This window comes from Sphingomonas sp. ABOLH, assembly GCF_003951715.1.
GTDB lineage: Bacteria > Pseudomonadota > Alphaproteobacteria > Sphingomonadales > Sphingomonadaceae > Sphingomonas > Sphingomonas hankookensis_A.
In genome coordinates, this window is record NZ_QQWV01000004.1 from 120,778 (window position 1) to 142,812 (window position 22,035).

Genomic DNA, 22,035 nt, shown 5'->3' on the forward strand with positions numbered 1-22,035 from the left:
TCAATTCCGCGCGGCCTGCCGGCACAAGGGCAGCCGCATCTGGGGGTTGGCGCGGTCGGCATCGACCTGCGCGAAGAGAACGATCAGCCCGGCGACGTTGCGCGGGGGCAAGGCCTGTACCAGGTTCGCCGCCCGTTCGATCCGGGGGCAATCGGCCGCATCGATATTGCCGACGACCATCGGCGCGATCAGCGAGGCGACGATCGGCGCGGCGAACGCCGAATCGAGCAGCTGGATCGCCTGCGGCGCGGTCAGCCGGGACAATGCCGCCTTGGCCTGTGGCCATGCCGCATCGGTTTCCGCTTCATAGCGTGAGAGGAATGGCCCGCCGGTGCGCCGCAGCAGCGCGGTCGGCGGCAAGGCACTGGCGCAGCGCGTGCCGGCCTGCCGGATCAGTTCAGGGGCAACGAACAGGACCAGCGCCTCGGCCTCGGCCGGCGTGACGCAGCTTTGCGCAGTCTGCGCCGGAGCGTTGGCGCAGGCGGTCAGCGCCAGCAGGGCGGCGAGCCGCTTCATGCCGGCACCCGGATGGTCGCGATCGCCTGTGCGGCGATCCCTTCCTGCCGGCCGGTAAAGCCCAACCGCTCGCTGGTCGTCGCCTTGATGCTCACCTGACGTTCGGGAATATCCAGCAACGCCGCGATCCGTTCGCGCATCGCGCCACGGTGCGGGCCGATCTTCGGCGCCTCGCAGATCAGCGTCAGGTCGACGAAATCGATGACCCCGCCCTCTACCCGCACCAGCGATGCGGCGTGTTGCAGGAACTGACCCGATTCCGCGCCGCGCCATTGCGGGTCGCTCGGCGGGAAGTGCGTGCCGATATCGCCCGCGCCGATCGTGCCGAGCAGCGCATCGGTGATCGCATGCAGCACGACATCGGCATCGCTATGCCCCGATAGCCCGCGATCGTGCGGGATGAGCACGCCGCCCAGCCACAATTCCTCGCCCGCCTCCAGCCGGTGGACGTCATAACCGGTCGCGCTGCGCGACACGAGCGCGGGCAGCGCACGGGCTTCGGCGGCGGCGAAGTCGGCCGGATAGGTGATCTTTTCGAGCATGATGTCCCCTTCGACCATCGCCACGTCCAGCCCGATCGCGCGCAGCATCTGCGCGTCATCGGTCGCCTCGGCGGTAACGTCCCACGCCGCATGGGCGTTGCGGATGGCGGACACCGCAAAGGCTTGTGGTGTCTGCACCCGAACCAACCGGTCGCGGGGCACCACGTCGCCCAGCGCCTCACCAGCCAGCGCCAGCGTATCGGCCACCGGCAGCACCGGCACCGCGCCGGGTGTATGGTCCAATGCTGCCAGCAACCGGTTGATGACGATGGCGGGCACGAACGGCCGTGCCGCGTCGTGGATCAGCACGCGCGCGGCATCCCCGATCGCGGCCAACCCGGCGGCGACGCTCTCACGCCGCGTGGCACCGCCGGTCACGAACGCGACCTCGCCGATTGCGGCGCGGAGCAAGGCCTCCTGTCCCTCGCCGATCACGACCAGCACGTGGTCGATGCCGGGATGGCCGTCCAGCGCCGCATGGGCGTGCGCGATCATCGCCCGCCCGGCGATCGGGGCATATTGCTTGGGCAGGCTGCTGCCCGACCGGATGCCGGTTCCGGCGGCAACGATCAGGGCGACTGTGGGTCCGGTCTGCATGGCGCCCGCCTAGCGCAAGCGGTGGCGGCCCGCCAGCCTTGCCCTTGGCGGGCGGATACGGTAAGGGCTGCCCAATTTTCAGGCACAATCCATGACCCTAGCTCCCATCCGTATCGGCGACGTCGTCATCGACACGCCGGTGATCCTCGCGCCGATGACCGGTGTCACCGACTTGCCGTTCCGCAAGATGGTGCGGCGGCACGGGTCGGGGCTGAATGTCACGGAGATGATCGCCAGCCAGGCGGCGATCCGCGAAACGCGCCAGTCGATTCAGAAGGCGATGTGGGACCCGGCCGAGGAACCGGTGTCGATGCAGCTGGTCGGTTGCACCCCGGTCGAGATGGGCGAGGCCGCCAAGCTCGCCGAGGACAAGGGTGCGGCGATCATCGACATCAACATGGGCTGCCCGGTCCGCAAGGTGACGAACGGCGATGCCGGTTCGGCGCTGATGCGCGACCTGCCGCTCGCCGCCGACCTGATCGCGGCGGTGGTAAAGGCGGTGAAGGTGCCGGTCACCGTCAAGATGCGGATGGGCTGGGATCATTCGAGCCTCAACGCCCCCGAACTGGCGCATATCGCCGAGGATCTGGGCGCGCAGATGGTCACCGTGCACGGCCGCACCCGCAATCAGATGTATCGCGACCATGCCGACTGGGCGTTCGTCCGCCGGGTGAAGGATGCGGTAAAGGTGCCGGTGATCGTCAATGGCGATATCTGCTCGGTCGACGACGCGCGCACCGCGCTCGACCAGTCGGGTGCCGATGGCGTGATGATCGGCCGCGGCGCCTATGGTCGTCCCTGGCTGCTGGCGCAGGTGATGGCGGCGCTGTTGGGCGGCCATGGCCCGGCCGATCCCTCGGTCGAGGAACAATATCGCCTGATCGTCGAACATTATCACATGATGCTGGACCATTATGGCGAGGAAACCGGCGTCAACATGATGCGCAAGCATATCGGTTGGTACACCAAGGGGCTGCACGGCTCGGCCGAGTTCCGCAACAAGGTGAACCAGCAGCCCGATTCGCGCACCGTGCTCGGCATGCTCGCCGATTTCTACGCGCCGTGGTGCACGCGCGCGGCGGCGTGATCGCAACCGGCGCCATGCCGTCCTTTACGGAGCTGTTTGCCGGACTTCCGGTGGCGGCGCTGGTGCTGGACGAGGCGGGGTGTATCGCCCATGCCAATGGCGCGGCGGAGCTGTTACTCAACCAGTCCGACCGGGCGATGCGTGGCCTGTCGCTCGAACAGATATTGTCGCTGCCGCCAGGCTATGCCGAACAGCGCGACGGGCGCGCCTTTGCCAGCTACGACTGCGAATTGCAGCTGCGGCGCGGGGGACGGCTTCGCGTCGATTTTCACGATACGCCCGCCGCGCACGGATCGGCATGGCGGGTCATCATGCTGTACGGCGTGCGCGACGGGCATAGCGGTTCGCAGGCTGCCGGCGCCCGCGCCGCGATCGGCGCCGCCGCGATGCTAGGCCATGAGATCAAGAACCCGCTGTCGGGCATTCGCGGCGCGGCGCAGCTGCTGTCGGGCGAGGTCGACGATCGCAGTGTCCTGACCGACCTCATCATCGCGGAGGTCGACCGCATCGCCGCGCTGATCGACCGGATGCAGGACTTTACCGACGATCGCCCGCGCGCGTTGCAGGCGCAGAACATCTACCCGGTCCTCGCCCATGCGGTACAGCTGGCCTCGGCCGGTTTTGCGCGCGGGATCGTGATCGAGGAACGCTTCGACCCCTCGCTTCCCCCGGTGCGGATCGACCGCGATGCGTTCGTGCAGGTTCTCGTCAATCTGCTCAAGAATGCGGCTGAGGCGCTGGACGAGATCGAACGCCCCCGGATCATTCTCGGCACCGCCTATCGCCACGGCATGTCGCACAGCATTGGCGGGGGACAGCGTCGAGCGGTGCCTATCGAGCTGACCATTACCGACAACGGTCCCGGCGCGCCCGCCGATATCGCCGGCCACCTCTTCGAACCCTTCGTTTCGGGGAAGCGCGAGGGGAGGGGCTTCGGCCTGCCGATGGTTGAAAAGCTGGTCGGGGAGATGAATGGCTTCGTCCGCTATGCCCGTGAAGGATATCCGCCGATGACCGTGTTCCGCATCCACCTGCCGCGCGCATGACCGACACGTCGCGCATCCTGCTGGTCGATGACGACGCGGCGATCCGGACCGTTGTCGCGCAGGCGCTTCGGCGGGAGGGGCATGCGGTGCAGACCGTGGGTACGCTGGGACAGCTCCGTGCGGAGCTGCGCGCCGGGTTGCCCGACGTGCTCGTCACCGATGTGGTCCTGCCCGATGGCGACGGGCTGGAAATGGCGGCAAAGCTGAATGCCGAATTTCCCGACCTGCCGATCATCGTCCTGTCGGCCCGCAACACGCTGACCACCGCCGTCCGAGCGACGGAGGCGGGGGCGTTCGACTATCTGCCCAAGCCGTTCGATCTCGACACGCTGGCGCTGGCGGTGCGCGGTGCGCTCGCCCGGCGATCGCGCGGCGCAGAGGAACAGCCGGTCGACGCGATCGATTCATCCTTGCCGCTGATCGGGCGCTCCCCGGCGATGCAGGACGTGTACCGCGTGATCGCGCGCGTCGTCGCGACGGACCTGACCGTGCTGGTCACCGGCGAATCGGGCACGGGCAAGGAACTGGTCGCGCGGGCGATCCACGACCTCGGCCGCCGCCGCCGCGCGCCGTTCATCGCGCTCAACATGGCGGCGATCCCGCGCGAATTGATCGAGGCCGAGCTGTTCGGCCATGAACGCGGTGCCTTTACCGGCGCGGCGCAACGCTCGGCGGGCAAGTTCGAACAGGCGGCGGGTGGGACGCTGTTCCTCGACGAGATCGGCGACATGCCGATGGAGGCGCAGACCCGGCTGCTGCGCGTCCTGCAATCGGGGGAGTTCACCAGCGTCGGCGGCGCGCGGGTCATCCGCGCCGATGTCCGCATCGTCGCGGCGACCAATAAAACGCTAGCGGCGCAGGTCCAGTCGGGTCAGTTTCGCGAAGATCTGTTCTACCGACTGAACGTCGTGCCGATCGCGCTTCCGCCGTTGCGCGAACGGCGGCAGGACGTGGCGTTGCTGGCGCGGCATTTCCTCGACCAGGCGGCACGCGATGGATTGCCGCGCAAGACGCTGACACCCGATGCGCAGGAATTGCTGGAGGCGCATGACTGGCCGGGCAATGTCCGCGAGCTCGAAAACCTGATGCGCCGCGTCGCGGTGCTGGGCCGTGATGCGGCGATCGAGGCAGGCGATTTGCGCGGCGCGCTGGGCGATACCGCCGGACGAACGACGGCGCAGCCCGATGCCGATCTGGGTGACGCCGTCCGCGCTTGGCTGCGCCGCGTCGCCCGCGAGGAGCCGGTGGCGATGGAGGATGGCACGCTCTACGACCGTCTGATCTCCGATGTCGAACGCCCGTTGATCGAAGCGATGCTCGATCGCCACGGTAACAACCAGTTGCGTGCCGCAAAGGCGATGGGTCTCAATCGCAACACGCTGCGCAAGCGGCTCGACGAGTTGGGGATCGACCCGGCGGTCCGCGCCTATCATGCGGAGAAGGAACGCTAATCGCTTTGCGATACGGCCGAGGTGCGATTTGACGTGCTTTGAGCCGGGAATGTTGTAAAACGGCAACTATGGTTGCAGCGTTAACGGAACCGAAGCGCGCCACATCGATCCCGGCGCAGTGGTTCCCGGCGATCGAGGTCGCCGTATTGGGGGCGGTGATCGCCGTCGGTGTCGGCAGCTATCTGCTGTTCGACGGATCGCAGAGCACGCGGGGCCAGTTGCCGACGCCGTCGCTGATGGCGCTGGTGCTGATCGCGAACCTGATCCCCGCCATGGCGCTGCTGGTGCTGGTCGGCCGGCGGATCGCGATGCGCCGCGCCGCCCGGTCGCAGATTGGCGGTACGGGGACGCTTCACGTCCGGCTTGTCGCGCTGTTCTCGATCCTCGCCAGCGTACCGATGCTGCTGGTCACCATCGTCGCGTCGTTCCTGTTCCAATATGGCGTCGAATTCTGGTCCTCGCCACGTGCGCGCGGCATTTTCGAGAATGCCCAGGTACTGGCGCAGTCGTCCTACAATGAATTTCTCGATGCGGTTGACGGTCAGAACGTCGCGGTCGCCTCCGACATTCGTCGCATGCTGCTGAATAATCGCTACTCGATCGACAGCGACGAATTCCGCCTGCTGTACCAGAACAGCATCGTGTTCCGCTCGCTGAGCGATTCGGTGGTATTCGAGATTCCGCCCGACGGCCGCCCGCGTTCGCTGGCGTCTGCCTCGATCTACGAAGGCCCGTTGCGCTGGAGCATCGATCCGAAGTCGATCGCTGCCCTGCGCGCCGGCAAGCCCAGCTATGTCAGCGTCCGCAACCGGCAGGTGCAGTCGGTAACGCGGGTGATGGACACGCCTTATTATGTCTATTCCGCACGCGACATCGACCTCGCGACTTATACCGAACGTCTCAGCCGCACCCGTGCGATCCTGTCCGATTACGACGCGCTACTTGCCCGCTCCCGCAGCGTCCAGCTCCGCCTGAACATCGCACTGTTCGTCGTCTCGCTCATCATCGTCGGCCTCGCCGTCTTCGTGGCGCTAGCCGTCGCCGACCGCCTCGTCCGCCCGGTCGGCGCGCTGGTCGGCGCCGCCCGCCGCGTGGCCGGGGGCGACCTGTCGGCGCGCGTGCCTGAGCCAAACGGCACACGACAGAAGGACGAGATCGGCACGCTGGCCAGCGCCTTCAACAGCATGACCGAACGGTTGCAGGAACAGACCGGCGAACTCGTCGCCGCCAACGCCCAGATCGACAGCCGCCGCGCCCTGATCGAGGCGGTCATGTCGGGCGTCAGCGCCGGCGTCGTCTCGGTCGGCCCCGACCGTACGATCAAGCTCGTCAACAGCTCGGCCACCGCGCTGCTCAAGACCGGCAACACCCCGCTGGTCGGCCGTCCGCTGGGCGATGTCGCCCCCGAACTCGACGCGCTGCTGGGCGGCGAGACGCAGGACGCGATCATCCAGCTGGCGTCGGGTGGCGAGGCCAAGACGCTCGCCGTCCGCATCACTCGCGACGATGGCCAACACATCCTGACCTTCGACGACATCACCCAGCAGCTGCTCGACCAGCGCCGCGCCGCCTGGTCCGACGTTGCCCGTCGCATCGCGCATGAGATCAAGAACCCGCTGACCCCGATTCAGCTCGCCGCCGAACGGCTCCAGCGCCGCTATGGCACCAAGCTGACCGAAGACGATGGCACCTTCGCCCGCCTGACCGAGACGATCGTCCGACAGGTCGGTGACCTGCGCCGCATGGTCGACGAATTCTCGTCCTTCGCGCGGATGCCGAAGCCCGTATTCCGCCACGAATCGATCGCCGAGCTCGCCCGGCAGAGCCTGTTCCTGCACGAGGTTGCGCATCCCGACATCGATTTCGCGCTCGAATCCGCCGGCGCCGCGCCGCTCGTCTGCGACCGTCGCCAGCTGGGACAGGCACTCACCAACATCGTCAAGAACGCGACCGAAGCCGTCGCCGCCCGTCCCGAAGGCGCCCCCCGCGGCCGGATCGAAATGGACGTCCGTTACGATGCGCAGGGGCGGATGCACATCGATACCAGCGACAACGGCATCGGCCTGCCGATCGAGCGCGATCGCATCGCCGAACCCTATATGACCACGCGCAAGGGCGGCACCGGCCTCGGCCTCGCCATCGTTCGCAAGATCGTCGAAGAACATTTCGGAACCATATCGTTCGCCGACCGTCCCGGTGGAGGGACGATCGTATCGATCATCTTCGATCCCGCGATCCTGGCCGCGCTGGCCGGGACCGGGACAGCGGAAGATGACGATTCACAGGAGGTTACAACGCGCCACCCCATGCTTACCCGGACCGGAACGCCCGCATGAAGCTCGACATTCTCGTCGTCGACGACGAAACCGACATCCGTGAACTCGTCGCCGGCGTTCTGGAGGACGAAGGCTATGAGACGCGCGGCGCGGCTGACAGCGATGCCGCACTCGAAGCGGTGGCCCAGCGGCGTCCATCGCTGGTGCTGCTCGACGTGTGGCTGCAGGGTTCGCGCCTCGACGGGCTTGAGTTGCTCGACGAGTTGAAGGCGCGCGATCCGTCGTTGCCGGTGCTGGTCATTTCCGGCCATGGCAATATCGATACCGCCGTCGCCGCGATCCGGCGCGGCGCCGTCGACTTCATCGAAAAGCCGTTCGAGGCAGAACGGCTGCTCTTCCTCGTCCAGCGTGCGACCGAAACCGAGCGCCTGCGGCAGGAGGTCGCGTCGCTGCGTGCCTCGGCCGGCCGCGAGGACGACCTGACCGGCAGCTCGACCGCGATCAACAGCGTCCGCGCAACGCTGAAGCGCGTCGCCGGCACCGGTAGCCGCGTGCTCATCACCGGCGGGGCAGGGGTCGGCAAGGAAGTCGCCGCCCGGCTGCTCCATGGATGGAGCCAGCGGGCACAGGCGCCATTCGTCATCGTCAGCGCGGCGCGCATGACGCCCGAACGTGTCGACGAAGAACTGTTCGGCGTAGAGGAGGGCGGCAATCTCGTCCGGCCCGGCCTGCTCGAACAGGCGCATGGCGGGACGCTGTTCCTCGACGAAATCGCCGACATGCCGATCGCGACCCAGGCGCGTATCCTGCGGGTGCTGACCGACCAGAGCTTTACCCGCGTCGGCGGCACGCGGGTCGTGAAGGTCGATGTCCGCGTCGTCTCGGCGACCGCGCGCGATCTTCAGCAGGAGATCATCGACGGCAATTTTCGCGAGGATCTCTATTACCGCCTCAACGTGGTGCCGGTGCAAATCCCCTCGCTGGCCGAACGGCGTGAGGATATCCCCCCGCTGGTCGAACATTTCGTCGCGCATTACGCCAACGAACGCCGGGTCCAGACGCCGGAGGTCGCGCCCGACGCAATGATCGCGCTGCAAAGCTATGAATGGCCGGGCAATGTCCGCCAGCTGCGCAACGTCGTCGAACGCACCGTCATTCTGGCACCGGGCAACCGTATCGCGCGGATCGATATCGATCTGTTGCCGCCCGAAGTGCTCGGCTCGGCAGGCGACGGGGCGGGGGGCGCCACCGCCAGTGCGATCATGGGATCGCCGCTGCGCGAGGCACGGGAGTCGTTCGAACGCGAATATCTGCGGGTTCAGATCCGCCGCTTTTCGGGCAATATTTCGCGCACCGCGACCTTCATCGGCATGGAACGCTCTGCGCTGCACCGCAAATTGAAGCTGCTCGGCATTACCGAAACGCGCGGCGACGAATAGCGCCGTTCGAACCATTGCGGCGGCGCGGGGTAGGGCCTAAATTACTGGCTCCGCGCCACAGGGGTGCGGCAACCGGGTGACGGTTAAAGACACTCAGCGGGAAATTCCCGCCAAGAACAAGGGCAAGTCATGGCCGAACGGCAAGGGTCGCTTCAGGACCTGTTTCTCAACTCGCTACGCCGGTCGAAGACGCCGGTCACGATGTTCCTCGTCAAGGGCGTGAAGCTCCAGGGGATCGTGACGTGGTTCGACAATTTTTCGGTGTTGCTGCGCCGCGACGGACAGTCGCAGCTGATTTACAAGCACGCCATCTCGACGATCATGCCCGCCGGCCCGACCGACCTGTCGTCGGTGATCGAGGCCGCGGCGGAGAATACGTCGAAGCACGCACCGCTGCAGGAAATCTTCCTCAACGCCGTGCGCAAGGCGCAGGAAAACGTCACCATGTTCCTGGTCAACGGCGTGATGTTGCAGGGCCAGATCGCGGCGTTCGACCTGTTCTGCATGCTGCTCCAGCGCGAAGGCATGTCGCAGCTGGTGTATAAGCATGCCGTATCGACCATTCAGCCGGCCAATCCGCTGAACCTTGCCGAGGAACAGGCATCGGGAGCGGACGAGGCTTGAGCACCGGTTTCGACCGCGACGCACAGGAGTTCACCCGCGGCGCTTCGGCGATCGTCGTCCTGCCCGACATGGGCGGGTCGGCGCGCGATGCCGATGCCCGGTTGGAGGAAACCGCCGGCCTAGCCCTCGCTATCGGGGTCGACGTCCGACACCGCGTGCCCTTCCGCGTCCGCGCCCCCAAGCCCGGCACGCTGATCGGCAGCGGACAGGTCGATCAACTGGCGCAGATGGTACGCGACGAGGATCTGCAACTCGCGGTCTTCGACGCGGCGCTGACGCCGGTGCAACAGCGCAACCTCGAAACCGCGCTGGGTTGCAAGGTCATCGATCGGACCGGGCTGATCCTCGAAATCTTCGGCGAACGCGCGCGCACGGCCGAGGGGCGGTTGCAGGTCGAACTCGCCCACCTCGACTATCAGGCCGGTCGCCTGGTCCGTAGCTGGACCCACCTTGAGCGGCAACGCGGCGGTTTCGGTTTTCTCGGCGGTCCCGGTGAAACCCAGATCGAGGCGGATCGCCGCCTGATCCGCGACCGGATGGCGCGGCTGCGGCGCGAACTGGATGCGGTTTCGCGCACCCGGACGCTGCACCGGGACCGGCGGCAGCGTGCCCCGTGGCCGGTCGTCGCGCTGGTCGGCTACACCAATGCCGGCAAATCGACATTGTTCAACCGCCTGACCGGGGCGGACGTGATGGCGGAAAACCTGCTCTTCGCAACGCTCGACCCGACGCTGCGGCAGGTTTCGCTGCCTGGCATCGACAAGGCGATCCTGTCGGACACGGTGGGTTTCGTTTCCGACCTGCCGACTCAGCTCGTTGCGGCGTTCAAGGCCACGCTCGAAGAGGTGGTGTCGGCCGACCTGCTGATTCACGTCCGCGACGTTGCGCATCCCGACACGGCGGCGCAAGCGTCGGATGTGGAGGCGGTGCTGCGCGAGATCGGGGTCGACGACACGACCCCGCGGATCGAGGCGTGGAACAAGCTCGACCTGTTGAGCGAGGACGACCGCACCGAGATGCTGGGGGAGGCGGCGCATCGCGAGGATATCGTCGCCTTGTCCGCGCTGACCGGGGAGGGCGTGGATCGCCTGATCCGCACCGTCGGCGACCGGCTGACCGAAGGGCATCGCCGTTACCGCATCGCGCTGGCACCCGAAGACGGTGCCAGTGCCGCATGGCTCCATGCCCATGGTGAAGTGACCGATCATTGGGTCGACGACGACCGTGCATTCTACGATGTGCGAATGGCGCCGGCCGATTATGATCGGTTTCTCACCCGATAGGGCCGCGCTCCATATTCTGGTTCCCGGGGACTTATCCCCCGGGGAAACGTTTCTTCTCCATCGGCGACAAAGGTTACGCTGGATGGGGAAGGGGCCTCTAAACGCCCGGATTCATCCGACGAAAAGGGCAGGAGTCCGCCAGAGTCCGAAAAACGCCCTTCAGGACTCGACAGGCGCGTGCCCGATGCTAGCTATCGGGCGCCGCATCAGCGACTCTACGGCCGAATTTCCTGAAATCGCTGGAAATTTCGTCAGGGAAGGGGGCTGATCTTCGCCCGGACCCACGCTTCTTCCAATTCCGCCAGCGTTCGGTCGCCGAAGTTTGCATCCTCGGCTTCCATCGCCGCGAACCGTCGTTCGAACTTCGCGTTGGCAGCACGCAACGCCGCTTCCGGATCGATACCCAGATGCCGCGCCCAGTTGACGACGGAGAACAGCAGGTCGCCGACCTCCTCCATCCGGTCGGCATCACTCGCCGCCTCCACCTCCGCCAGTTCCTCGTCGATCTTGGCTCGCGGCCCCGCCGCATCGGGCCAATCGAACCCGACCCGCGCCGCCCGCTTCTGCAACTTTTCCGCTCGCGCCAATGCCGGCAGGCCCAGCGCGACGCCGGCCAACGCGCCGCCCTGTCCGGTCTTCTCCCGACGCTCCGCCGCCTTGACCTGCTCCCACAGATGGTGACCGCCAACTTCGGCGTCCCCGAAGATATGCGGGTGCCGCCGCTCCATCTTGTCGCTGATCGCATCGACCACGTCGCCGAGATCGAACAGCCCGGCTTCTTCCGCGATCCGGCTGTGGAACACCACTTGCAGCAACAGGTCGCCCAGTTCGTCCTTCAGATCGGTCATGTCGCCGCGCGCGATGGCGTCGGCCACCTCATAAGCCTCCTCGATGGTGTACGGCGCGATGGTTTCGAACGTCTGGACCCGATCCCATTCGCATCCGCGCTCCGGATCACGCAGCCGCGCCATGATTCCGACGATGCGACCAACGATATCCCGCGGCGGAGCGACCAAGTCGCCACCATCCCCCGCGGCCGCCGGATCGGTCTGTCCAACCTCTGTGCAAACTTCCGCAACAGCATGTTGCCCGGCGGTGGTTGTTGCAAGGGCGGCACGATCGATATCCGCCCGCGTGCTAACGTCGGAACCGAAATGCCGGCCGGTAGCTCCGGTGGCACCATCGTCGCCACCACCACCGGACGCCGGACCGGCGCTATGACGGATATCCCGGTCAGAAATACCGTCCGTCGCACGCGCGTCACGCGTCATGTGAATGCCATCGTGCCCGGTTTCGACACCCATCTATCTGTTGCCGCCAGTTAGAAAAGACACATTCTCCGCCAATTAGAAATGACACTCGTGGTGGCAGCGGGGGCAGCGTGGAGCCCCCCAAGCAGCGCAGCGCTGCCCCCGCTGAGGCGCTGTCCTATCGTTTCTGACGTCCTTGGACCCGCTGCGACAGCAGCGGGCTCGGTAACGCCGGTGGACGGCCGCGAACGCCCAAACTACGCCGTTCCACGTGGCTATCTCGCCTCCCGAAACAGGTCACTCTGCCGTTCAGGCCGATGCTGCCGGGGCGTAAAGATCGAGGTCGATCGCCAGATTGCGTTCGGCAAGCAGCTGCAACGTGCCCGGCTCCAGTGTCAAGCCGCCGGTCCAATCATGAAAGTAGCCGCCGATAGCCACATAACAATTATACCGGCGAGTCACCTCGGTCCATGCTGAAAGATCGCTGGTTAGGCTGGAAAGAACAAGACCGATCTGTTGGTTTAGATCGGGCTCGAACTCCCAAGCTGCACCATACTGCCACAACCCCGTCGCTGCCACGGTTTGTTGGCCATGGCTGGTTGTGAAAGACTGTCCCTTCGAAACGCCTAATCGCGGCGCTTGGCCAAGGAGGGTCGTAATTTCGGACGGCTGAAGGTCATCGCCGTCAATCAACACAGAAACGATGGCTCGATGCAGGTTGTCCATCGCCCTTCCTATCCTCCGCCGGTGCTGCGGGGAAGGCGTTCAACGGCAGCAATCCGCATTCGAGCGCCAAAAGCGGACCGTCGCCTAACCTGCCAATCTCAGACGTTTGAGGTGCGTCAGGCGGGCGGTACGGGGAATGGCCGAGATTGGCAGGAAAGTGGACGTTAGCGATTCCTGATTATGGCCGTCAGAATGCCCGAAGCTGCCTCATCATCGTTTCTGTGGACGCCAGGTGTGGGACCAGATCGCACCGCGCTCCTTCGTATGGCTCGCGCTTTTCCAAAGCCTGCGGCGCCAATGGGGGAAGCATGGTTCATGGCGCCCGAGCGGGAGATGTACCCGCAATTGCTAGGCGACATAGCCACGCTGCCCGATGACGCTGTTATGCAGCCGCTTGAGGAAATTGCGTCAGGTTCGAGCAACTTCGGGTTACTCGCGGAATGGGTCGAATGGTTCCACTACCTGTTACCACAGCTCATAGTGCGTCGGTGGAAGCCGACCTATTTTCAACCCGCCGAAAGGCTGTTTACAGCCTTTATGAACCAGCACCCCGATGTCGAGGGCACGCTGCCGTACCCAGAGTTCTATGATGACGCGCTTCACACTCTAGGCCGCTACATCATGTCACCCATCTTTTGGCCGGACGGAGAACTTGACTTTGCGAATTGCCTTTCCAAATGGACCGGCCCGAGTGGAGTAGCGGGCTGGTGGCGTGCAGGCAATCTGATATCCGCGTCGCTGTTCTTCTCTGCTAAGTACTTGGCGGCGAGCAATGTTGAAGCCTGGTTTCGTTCGGTCATAGGCATTTCCGACCGACACTGGCAGTTACAGGTTATAACATGGTTGACCGGTGCTAATCCAATTTTGACAGGTGAGATCAATCAGCCCGCCGAGCTCCCCGAGAACGGCCCATTTGATGTCGGGTGGGATTGGTCGCACGCCGTGAAAGGCAGCGACGTAGGTGGCTCCTTCCTTCCGCTGGACAACCGTAGAGCTATCGTAGAGGTCGCGCACGACATGAAGGTTGGGGCATTGTTTGAGGATGTCTGGACCGATCCGACGATGAGCGCCATTGCTGCCGAAGCGGCAGGACTGCCTGAGGCCTTCCTGCAACGCTACCAGATCAACAATGGCTCGTGACAACGTCCGCTGCTTGGGCGCTAACGGACGTATTCGCCTAGGCCGCGTGCCACTAGTTCCTCGTTGGAGAGGCGAGGGCCGCGCTTCAGCTTCGGCGTGCACAGCCGGCGCCGGTCAATCTTGCTCGTGGCGGGGGCAGGGGCTGCGAACACCCCGACGGACCGGGAGCTGCGCGCCGGCTCATTGTTGTTTCGCTTGGGATGATGCGGCGCGACTGCCTGGATGGCCTGCGCCATCGCCAGGGCGGCCCCCAGGTGCTTGTTGTCGACAATGGCGGCCTGGTTCACCCGGCGCATCTTGTCGAACACACGGTAGGGCAGCACGCGCTCGCCGTGGCGGATCTCGATGCGACCGTCCGGGTACTCGCATACGTGGACGCGTTTGCGCGCCAGCGAGCGGGTGAGGGGCGTCGGCTCGAGGATGAACATGGCTTTATTGAAGTGCAGCGCCAACGAGGCGGTGACGGTCCGCTCCTCGCGCCACACCATCTCGGCCTCGACGTTCTCATGCGCGGCGAGCGGGCGGTGGACGTCCCGCGGGTCCGCTGGCGCACACGCGAACCGGGCATTGTGCCGAGCGACGTAGGAGGGGAGGAAGGCATTGGCTTCGTCGATGGACGAGATGCCCGCCAGCCTCATCGCCTTGACCAGCCGGTCCTGCAGCGTGCCGTTGGCGCGCTCGACACGCCCCTTGGCCTGCGGCGAGTTGGCGCAGATGATCTCGACGCCGAGCTTGTCGAGCGCTCGGCCGAGATGCGTCATGCCGTCGCTGTCGGCGGCCGCGTTGTTGTTCCGGAAGACGCTGTGCTTGTCCGAATAGAAGGCTACCGGCTTGCCGTGGCACTCGAGGTAGCTGCGGGTCGCGCGCATGTAGGAGAAGGCGCTCTCGCTCTCGGCCATCTCCAGGTGCATGAGCTCGCTGGTGGCATCGTCGATGTAGACCAGCAGCGTGCAGCGCGAGCCGCGGCCCTCGAACCAGTCGTGGTCCGACCCGTCGACCTGCACCAGCTCGCCGCGGCACTCGCGCCGGTAGCGTGACTGGTGAAGCCGAGCGCGCTTGGCGACCTTGGCCTTCCACACGCCAGCCGCCATCAGCATCTGCCGCAGCGTCTCGCGCGACAGCGTGATGCCATGCTGCTCTGCCAGGTACTCGCACGCCAGCGTCGGCCCGAAGTCAGCATAGCGCTCGCGCACGATGCCAACGACTTGGTCGCGGAAAGCGTCGCTGAACCGCCTATTACTCGGCCGCCCGCGCTTGCGGGACACGAGGCCGGCGGCACCATCTCGTCGGAGGCGCTTGAGCAGGCGGTATAGCTGACTGCGCTGCAAGCCCAGCAGCGCCATGGCATCAACCGGCCGGATCTCGCCGCGGTCGAGCCGCTTCAGCGTATCGAACCGGCTCACTTCCGCAGCACTCATCGTCAGCACCGTCATCGCTCACACATCCTCGATGTCCGAGGATGGTTATGGCACCGGAGGCCCGCTGCAGAACGGCTGTGCCTTTTCTAAATAGCGGGAATGTGCCATTTGTACGTTGCGTCTACACGACACCCATCTATCCTATTCCGATAATAAACATTATGTAAAATCATATCGGTTTCTCGGCTTCGAGGACCAACGTTCCGCGTACCACTCGCCAACTTCCGAGCCGCGACAGGAAATTCATACCTACCACGTCCAGTTCACCGAAGGTCGGCGAAATCACCACTGGCAAGTCCCGCGTTTCGAGCGAGCCGATCCGCACCGTCTCGATCCGCCCGCGTGCTGCCTGGATCGTCCCGTTCGCCGTCGACAGTATCACCGGCGGCACCCGTCGCGGCGTCACACCGATCGCCCGCGCGGTCGCTTCGGAGATCGCCGTGGACGTCGCACCACTGTCGATCAGCATCCGGCGCTCGACTCCATTGAGCTGCGCCACCGCCCAGAAATGGCCATCGACCGACTGTCGGATACGCACGGTATCGCCCTCGACGCTTTGCTCGGCAACACCTAGCTGTTCTCCCATCGTTCCCGCCAATTCAGTAATGCGCTCGCGATTGCTGAACGCGACGTACAGGATCGCCACGATCACCGCCCAGCCGAACAGCGACCGAACGACCACGCCAGCCGAGGGCCGTCGTGCCAGCAGCGACGATAACGGCAGGATCAGCATCATCAGGCCGAGCACGACGTAGATCGCCCGATTGTCGGTCACGGGACCAATTCCATCCCGTCATAGCCGGGCTCGACACCGTCCGGCAGGCTGTCACGCAGCGTCGCATAGTCCATCGAATGATCCATGTGGATCAGGACGGTCCGACCTGCCCTGCAGTTCCGCGCGAATTTAATGGCTTGGTCAAGCGAAGGATGCGTCGGGTGCGGCGCGACGCGAAGGGCGTCGACGACCAGAATGTCGACATCGCGGTAGAGTTCGAGCATTTCCGGCGTCACGTTGCTGAAATCGGTAGCATAGCCGATCGAAGCCCGATCGCTGTCGAACCGCAATCCGGCGGATTCGATCGATCCGTGCGGCTGATCGGTACACCGAACCGTAATCGAGCCGATGGTCAGTTCGTCGGGCAGCAAGGCGCCGGCGACCGTAGCGCGATACCCTGCCCGACCCGCGAACACATAATCGAACCGCGATGTCAGGCTCGCCAATGTGGCTGCGCGCGCATAGCCCGCCACAGGCGCACGGGCGTTGTGGAACAGCTGTCGCAGGTCGTCGATGCCGTGGCAATGATCGGCGTGGTCGTGCGTCCACAGCACGGCGTCGACGGTCGCGACATTGGCGGCAAGCAGTTGTTCACGCATGTCGGGGCCGGTATCGATCAGGATGCGCGACCCGGCATGTTCGACCAACGCCGACACGCGCGTCCGACGATTGCGCGGTTCGGCGGGGTCGCAGGCCCCCCAGTCGTTTCCGATCCGCGGCACGCCGGACGACGTGCCCGAGCCGAGGATACGGATCTTCATGCCAGCGTCTTGGCAAAGAGACGGTGAAAATTCCCGCGGGTCGCGTCAGCCAGATGCTCCGGTTCCTCGCCACGCAATTGCGCCAGGAAGCGGCAGGTGTCGGCGACGAACGCCGGCTCGCCGGGCTTCCCGCGATGCGGCACCGGCGCCAGGAACGGCGCATCGGTTTCGATCAGCAGTCTTTCGAGCGGCAGGTCACGGGCGACCGCCTGCAAGCTCAGCGCGCTCTTGAACGTCACGATGCCGGAAATCGAGATGTAAAAGCCGAGGTCGAGCGCGATGCGGGCGAGTTCGGCCGAACCGGTGAAACAGTGGAGGACGCCGGGAAAGGCCCCCTTCCCCAGCTCGTCCCGCAGGATCGCGGCGGTATCTGCCTCGGCGTCGCGCGTGTGGACGACGATTGGTATCCTGGTTTCGCGGCAGGCGGCCAGATGGGCGCGGAAGCTGCGTTGCTGGGCGGCGCGGTCGCTATGGTCGTAATAATAGTCGAGGCCGCTTTCGCCGATGCCGACGACGCGGGGATGCGCAGCGGCGGCGATCAGGCGGTCGGTATCGACGTGCGGGTGCTCGTCGGCCTCATGCGGATGGATGCCGATCGTCGCCCAGACATCGGGTTCGCGCTCGGCGGTGCCGATCACCGCATCCCACTCGCTTTCGCGCGTCGAGATGTTGAGCATCGCCACGACGCCGGCAGCGCGCGCCCGTGCCAGCACCTCCTCCGAGGCATCGGCGACACCCTTGTAGTTCAGATGGCAGTGGCTGTCGGCCAGCTTCATGCGGGTTCGACCTCGGCAAGCGCCAGTCGCGGGAAGATCGGCGTCGGCGGCGCGATGCGGAACCCGGCGCCCTGCTGTTCGCCATACCAGCCATGATCGCCAAGCGCCTCATGCCCCCTGCCCGACTGCCCCAACTGCGCCAACAGGGCGGCAGCCGAGGCCGGAACCACCGGTTCGATGGCGATGGCGAGATCGCGGATCGCGCGGACCAGCGTGCCGAGAACGGCATGCATCCGCTCCGGATCGGTCTTGCGCAGCGCCCACGGCGCCTGCACGTCGATATACTGGTTGCAGGCGAAGACACCGCGCATCCACGCCTCCAGCGCCTGCCCCAGCGCCAGTTCGGCAAAGGCGGAGCGGTAGCCGTCGATCGCCTCACCCACGGCCGTCAACAGCGCGGCATCGGCGGGATCACCCCGCCCCTCGTCCGGCAGCGCGCCTTCCAAATTCTTGGCGATGAACGACAGGGTGCGCTGGGCAAGGTTGCCGAAACTGTTGGCGAGATCGCTGTTGGCGCGCGCGACGATCGCCTCGTCCGAGAAGGTGCCGTCCTGCCCGAAGCTGATGTCGCGCAGCAGGAAATAACGCAGCGCATCGACGCCATAGAGTTCGGCGAGCTTGATCGGGTCGACCACATTGCCAGTCGACTTCGACATCTTTTCGCCCCGGTTCAGCAGGAAGCCATGGCCGAACACCTTATGCGGCAAGGGCAGCTTCGCCGACATCAGGAAGGCGGGCCAATAGACCGCGTGGAAGCGGACGATGTCCTTGCCGATCAGGTGCAGCGCCGCCGGCCAGTAATGGTTCGGCGCATCGGGATAACCCGCCCCGGTCAGATAATTGGTCAGCGCGTCGACCCAGACATACATGACATGGCCGGGACTGTCGGGGATCGGCACGCCCCAGTCGAAGCTGGTGCGCGATACCGACAGATCGGTCAGTCCGCCTTCGACGAAGCGCAGCACTTCGTTACGACGGCTTTCCGGCTGGATGAAGTCCGGGTTGGCCGCGTAGAAATCGAGCAACGGCTGCTGATAATTCGACAGGCGGAAGAACCACGTCTCCTCGGCGGTCCATTCGACCGGCGTACCCTGCGGCGACAGGCGTACCCCGCCCTCCCCGTCGGTCAGTTCCTTTTCCTCGTAAAAGGCTTCGTCGCGGACCGAATACCAGCCCTCATACCGGTCGAGGTAGAGGTCGCCGGCATCGCGCATCGCGGTCCAGATCGCCTGCGAAGCGGCATAATGCTGCGGCTCGACGGTACGGATGAACCGATCGCACGAAATGTTCAGAATGCCCACCATGTCACGAAAATACCCGGACATTTCGTCCGCGAGATCGCGAACCTCGACGCCGCGGTCGCGTGCGGTCTTGACCATTTTCAGACCGTGTTCGTCGGTCCCGGTCTGAAAGAAGACGTCGCGTCCGGCCTGCCGCTGGAAGCGGGCGATCGCGTCGGCGGCGATCATTTCATAGGCATGGCCGATATGCGGCCGGCCGTTCGGGTAATGGATCGCGGTGGTGATGTAGAATGGATCGGACATGGTCCGAGCCTCTAGGCGATCCCGCGCCCCGGCGCCAGTCGTGCGACGAGGCCCGCCATTTCGAAGACGGTCGTTTCCGCCACCAGTGACAGCGCAGGTGCCATCGCCGCCAGTGACCGCGCCTTGTCATAGGCGTCCAGCGCATCGCGCAGCCCCGGTCCGGTTCGGGTACGGGCAGTCGCGGCGATCAGCGCCGGAGCCCGGTCGAGAAAGACCGAATAACGCGGCTGCGCGGTCTTGCCGGCGAGCGACTTGGCAAGGCGCGAGCGGATGCGGTTGTCGGTATCGCCGGTCGCGGCGATTTCCGACAGGTCGCGGTCGAGCGCCGCCACCGACAGCCCGGCATAGGCCAGCGCGCGGCCCGGCGATCCGTCGGCCGCTGCGACCAGTGCCGCGACCTCCGCCGCTTCGATCTCCGGAATGTGCGTGCGGACGACTGCCGCCACCTGATCGTCGGTCAGCGGGTCGAACCGCAACTGGCGACAGCGCGAGCGGATCGTCGGGAGCAATCGACCGGGCGAATGGCTGACCAACAGGAAGATCGTGCCGACCGGCGGCTCCTCCAGATTCTTGAGCAGCGCGTTGGCGCCGGGGCGCTCCAGGTCGTCGATCGCGTCGATCACGATCACCCGCCGCGACGACAGCGCCGGCTTGGTCGCGAACATCGGTTGCAGGGTGCGAACCTCATCGATCTTGATGCTGCGGGCAATGTCCTGATCGGGCTTGTCCGGGTCCTTGGGAAGGCGGACAAGCTCGCGATAATCGGGATGGGCGCCGGCCGCCATCAACTGCGCGACCCGGTGATCCTCGGCAATCTCTCCGCGCATCCGGCTGCGACCGTCGAGCGCCGTCGCGAGCAGCCGCAGCGCCATTTCGCGCGCGAACATGCCCTTGCCGACCCCTTCGGGACCGGTCAGGAGCCACGCGTGATGGAGGGCGGTGCCGTCCGCCGCTGCGGCAAAGGCGTCGCGCGCGGCATCATTGCCGATCAGCCTCACGGCAACAGGTCGGCTATCGCGTCGATCAGGCGCTGCGTGACCTGCTCGACCCGCCCCGACGCGTCGATCCGGCGGACCCGATCGGCCTCGTCGCGCGCGATACGGTCGAAGGTCGCCGCGACCGAGCGGTGAAACCCATCGTCGCGCGCGGCGAACCGATCGGCCGCGCCGCCGTCACGCGCCTGCGCCCGCCGATCCCCCTCACCATCGGGAAGCGTCAGCAGCAGCGTCCGGTCGGGCAGCAAGCCGCGCGATCCGAAGCCGTGCAGCGCGAGGATGGCGGCGTCGTCGATCCCCTGTGCCCCCTGATAGGCGCGCGTGCTGTCGATGAAGCGGTCGCAGATGACCCAGCTGCCCGCATCCACCATCGGCCGGATGCGCTTTTCGACATGGTCGGCGCGCGCGGCGGCGAACAGCAGCGCTTCGGCATGCGCGCTCCACCGCCGGACATCGCCCTGCATCAGCAGGTCGCGGATCGCCTCCGCGCCCTCGCTGCCGCCCGGCTCGCGCGTCAGCACCACATGGATGCCGCGCGTCTCCAGTGCCGCCGCAAGGGCGCGGGCCTGGGTCGATTTGCCGACCCCTTCCCCGCCCTCCAGCGTCAGGAACCGGCCCGCACTCAAGCGAACAGCGAGGTCAGGCTTGCCCAGACGCGACCGAAGAAGCCGGCTTCGGCCACGTCCTTTTCGGCGACCAGCGGCATGCGCTGTTCCCCGGTGTCGGGCGATGCGATGACCAGATCGGCGATATGCTGCCCCTTGGCGATCGGTGCCTTGATCGGACCGGTATAGACCACCTTCGCTGTGATCGGGCTGTTGGTTCCGGCCGGCATGGTCACGGTCAGCGCACGCGGCGCAACCAGGCCGACAGTCGCGGAGTCGCCCAGCTGAACCTCAGCCGTTTCGACGCGCTTGCCGGCGGCGACGATCGGACGTGCACGCCAGGCCCCGAAGCCCCAGTTCATGAACTTTACCGATTCCGCGATCCGCTGGTTCGAGCTGGTCAGCCCGGCCAGCACCATCACCAGACGGCGACCGTCCTGTTCCGCCGATCCGGTGAAGCCATAGCCGGCTTCCTCGGTATGGCCGGTCTTCAGCCCGTCGGCGCCCCGGACGCGGCCGAGCAGCGGGTCGCGGTTCGCCTGGGTAATCGCGGCGCCTTCGCCCAGCGTCTTGCCCCAGGTGAAATCGGTCTTGGAGTAGAATTTCTTGTACAGCTGCGGATGGTTCTGGATCGTCGCGGTGGCGAGCTTCGCCAGATCGCGCGCGGTCACATAGGTGCGCCCTTCGTCCGGCCAGCCATTCGACGTACCGAAATGGCTGTTGCTCAGGCCCAGTTCCTTGGCCCGCTGGTTCATCAGGTTGGTGAACGCCTCTTCCGAACCGGCGATCTTTTCGGCCAGCACCACGCAGGCATCGTTCCCCGACAGCACGATGATGCCGTAGAGCAGGTTTTCGACGCTGACATTCTCGTTCACCGACAGGAACATGGTCGAACCGGCCTGCGGCCCGTGCCACTTCTTCCACGTTTCCGGCGAGACGGTCGCCATGTCGTTCAGCTTCAGCTCGCCCTTCTTGATCAGGTCGAACGCGACATAGGCGGTCATCATCTTCGCCATCGACGCGGGCGGCATTCGCCGGTCGGCATCCTTGGCATAGAGCGTCGCGCCAGACGACAGGTCGGTCATGAACGCGACCGGTGCCGGCGTTTCGAACGGCGGCGCGGCGGCGATGCCGGGGGTGGCAATGGCGATGGCGGCGATGCTCGAAAGGGCGATCTTACGCAT

19 protein-coding genes and 1 pseudogene are annotated in these 22,035 nt (G+C 65.7%); 8 read left to right on the top strand and 12 right to left on the bottom strand.

Features of this window, described 5'->3' with window-relative positions:
- Together CA237_RS03375 and CA237_RS03380 are read right to left on the bottom strand one after the other, a co-directional pair.
- Complete coding sequence (locus CA237_RS03375) at nucleotides 1-516, bottom strand: hypothetical protein (protein WP_066687903.1); 516 nt, start codon at nucleotides 514-516, stop codon at nucleotides 1-3.
- Nucleotides 513-1,655 (bottom strand): bifunctional 2-C-methyl-D-erythritol 4-phosphate cytidylyltransferase/2-C-methyl-D-erythritol 2,4-cyclodiphosphate synthase, encoded by a 1,143-nt coding sequence (locus tag CA237_RS03380; RefSeq protein WP_066687905.1) that lies wholly within the window; start codon nucleotides 1,653-1,655, stop codon nucleotides 513-515. The genes CA237_RS03375 and CA237_RS03380 overlap by 4 nt, the downstream gene beginning before the upstream one ends.
- Nucleotides 1,656-1,746: 91 nt before the next feature.
- Between CA237_RS03380 and dusB the strand changes: the two genes are divergently transcribed.
- The 7 genes and pseudogenes from dusB to hflX all read left to right on the top strand — a co-directional run bounded on the left by dusB (nucleotide 1,747) and on the right by hflX (nucleotide 10,861).
- Complete coding sequence (dusB, locus tag CA237_RS03385) at nucleotides 1,747-2,742, top strand: tRNA dihydrouridine synthase DusB (protein ID WP_066687907.1); 996 nt, start codon at nucleotides 1,747-1,749, stop codon at nucleotides 2,740-2,742.
- 14 nt (nucleotides 2,743-2,756) lie between these two features.
- The gene (locus tag CA237_RS03390) at nucleotides 2,757-3,788 is read left to right on the top strand and encodes an ATP-binding protein (RefSeq protein ID WP_066688129.1); all 1,032 of its coding nucleotides are present in this window, start codon (nucleotides 2,757-2,759) and stop codon (nucleotides 3,786-3,788) included.
- Nucleotides 3,785-5,239: a nitrogen regulation protein NR(I) gene (ntrC, locus tag CA237_RS03395; protein ID WP_066687909.1), complete on the top strand. Its 1,455-nt coding sequence runs from the start codon at nucleotides 3,785-3,787 to the stop codon at nucleotides 5,237-5,239. Before CA237_RS03390 ends, ntrC begins: the two co-directional genes overlap by 4 nt.
- Before the next feature lie 68 nt (nucleotides 5,240-5,307).
- Nucleotides 5,308-7,575, top strand: a complete 2,268-nt coding sequence (locus tag CA237_RS03400) for an ATP-binding protein (protein ID WP_066687911.1) — start codon at nucleotides 5,308-5,310, stop codon at nucleotides 7,573-7,575.
- Nucleotides 7,572-8,954, top strand: coding sequence for a sigma-54 dependent transcriptional regulator (locus tag CA237_RS03405; protein WP_066687913.1), 1,383 nt, complete (start codon nucleotides 7,572-7,574; stop codon nucleotides 8,952-8,954). Before CA237_RS03400 ends, CA237_RS03405 begins: the two co-directional genes overlap by 4 nt.
- A 117-nt stretch (nucleotides 8,955-9,071) precedes the next feature.
- A pseudogene (gene hfq, locus CA237_RS03410) lies at nucleotides 9,072-9,578 on the top strand (RNA chaperone Hfq); the annotation flags it as partial.
- Nucleotides 9,575-10,861 carry a GTPase HflX gene (hflX, locus tag CA237_RS03415; RefSeq protein ID WP_066687916.1) on the top strand — a complete coding sequence of 429 codons (1,287 nt, stop codon included), beginning with the start codon at nucleotides 9,575-9,577 and terminating at the stop codon, nucleotides 10,859-10,861. The pseudogene hfq and the gene hflX, both read left to right, overlap by 4 nt.
- Nucleotides 10,862-11,112: 251 nt before the next feature.
- Here hflX and mazG read toward each other — a convergent pair whose 3' ends face one another.
- Nucleotides 11,113-11,832 carry a nucleoside triphosphate pyrophosphohydrolase gene (gene mazG, locus CA237_RS03420; RefSeq protein ID WP_066687919.1) on the bottom strand — a complete coding sequence of 240 codons (720 nt, stop codon included), beginning with the start codon at nucleotides 11,830-11,832 and terminating at the stop codon, nucleotides 11,113-11,115.
- Nucleotides 11,833-12,420: 588 nt separating this feature from the next.
- Nucleotides 12,421-12,837, bottom strand: coding sequence for a DUF4279 domain-containing protein (locus CA237_RS03425; RefSeq protein WP_126012806.1), 417 nt, complete (start codon nucleotides 12,835-12,837; stop codon nucleotides 12,421-12,423).
- Nucleotides 12,838-13,152: 315 nt separating this feature from the next.
- Here CA237_RS03425 and CA237_RS03430 point away from each other — a divergent pair, with 315 nt between their 5' ends.
- On the top strand, nucleotides 13,153-13,977 hold the full coding sequence (locus CA237_RS03430) for a hypothetical protein (RefSeq protein ID WP_164523817.1): 825 nt from the start codon (nucleotides 13,153-13,155) through the stop codon (nucleotides 13,975-13,977).
- A 20-nt stretch (nucleotides 13,978-13,997) separates the two neighbouring features.
- On the opposite strand, the gene CA237_RS03435 is transcribed toward CA237_RS03430, so the two are convergent.
- From CA237_RS03435 to CA237_RS03470, 8 genes are all read right to left on the bottom strand, one after another.
- Complete coding sequence (locus tag CA237_RS03435; RefSeq protein ID WP_126012810.1) at nucleotides 13,998-15,410, bottom strand: ISNCY family transposase; 1,413 nt, start codon at nucleotides 15,408-15,410, stop codon at nucleotides 13,998-14,000.
- A gap of 154 nt (nucleotides 15,411-15,564) precedes the next feature.
- On the bottom strand, nucleotides 15,565-16,170 hold the full coding sequence (locus CA237_RS03440; protein ID WP_232307841.1) for a TIGR02281 family clan AA aspartic protease: 606 nt from the start codon (nucleotides 16,168-16,170) through the stop codon (nucleotides 15,565-15,567).
- Nucleotides 16,167-16,931 (bottom strand): MBL fold metallo-hydrolase, encoded by a 765-nt coding sequence (locus CA237_RS03445; RefSeq protein ID WP_066687921.1) that lies wholly within the window; start codon nucleotides 16,929-16,931, stop codon nucleotides 16,167-16,169. Before CA237_RS03445 ends, CA237_RS03440 begins: the two co-directional genes overlap by 4 nt.
- Nucleotides 16,928-17,707 (bottom strand): TatD family hydrolase, encoded by a 780-nt coding sequence (locus tag CA237_RS03450; RefSeq protein ID WP_066687923.1) that lies wholly within the window; start codon nucleotides 17,705-17,707, stop codon nucleotides 16,928-16,930. Before CA237_RS03450 ends, CA237_RS03445 begins: the two co-directional genes overlap by 4 nt.
- The gene (gene metG, locus CA237_RS03455) at nucleotides 17,704-19,251 is read right to left on the bottom strand and encodes a methionine--tRNA ligase (protein ID WP_066687926.1); all 1,548 of its coding nucleotides are present in this window, start codon (nucleotides 19,249-19,251) and stop codon (nucleotides 17,704-17,706) included. Before metG ends, CA237_RS03450 begins: the two co-directional genes overlap by 4 nt.
- Before the next feature lie 11 nt (nucleotides 19,252-19,262).
- Nucleotides 19,263-20,249, bottom strand: a complete 987-nt coding sequence (locus CA237_RS03460; RefSeq protein ID WP_066687929.1) for an AAA family ATPase — start codon at nucleotides 20,247-20,249, stop codon at nucleotides 19,263-19,265.
- On the bottom strand, nucleotides 20,246-20,872 hold the full coding sequence (gene tmk, locus CA237_RS03465) for a dTMP kinase (protein ID WP_066687932.1): 627 nt from the start codon (nucleotides 20,870-20,872) through the stop codon (nucleotides 20,246-20,248). Before tmk ends, CA237_RS03460 begins: the two co-directional genes overlap by 4 nt.
- A complete protein-coding gene (locus CA237_RS03470) occupies nucleotides 20,869-22,035 on the bottom strand; it encodes a D-alanyl-D-alanine carboxypeptidase family protein (RefSeq protein WP_066687935.1) in 1,167 nt (388 codons plus the stop codon). The genes tmk and CA237_RS03470 overlap by 4 nt, the downstream gene beginning before the upstream one ends.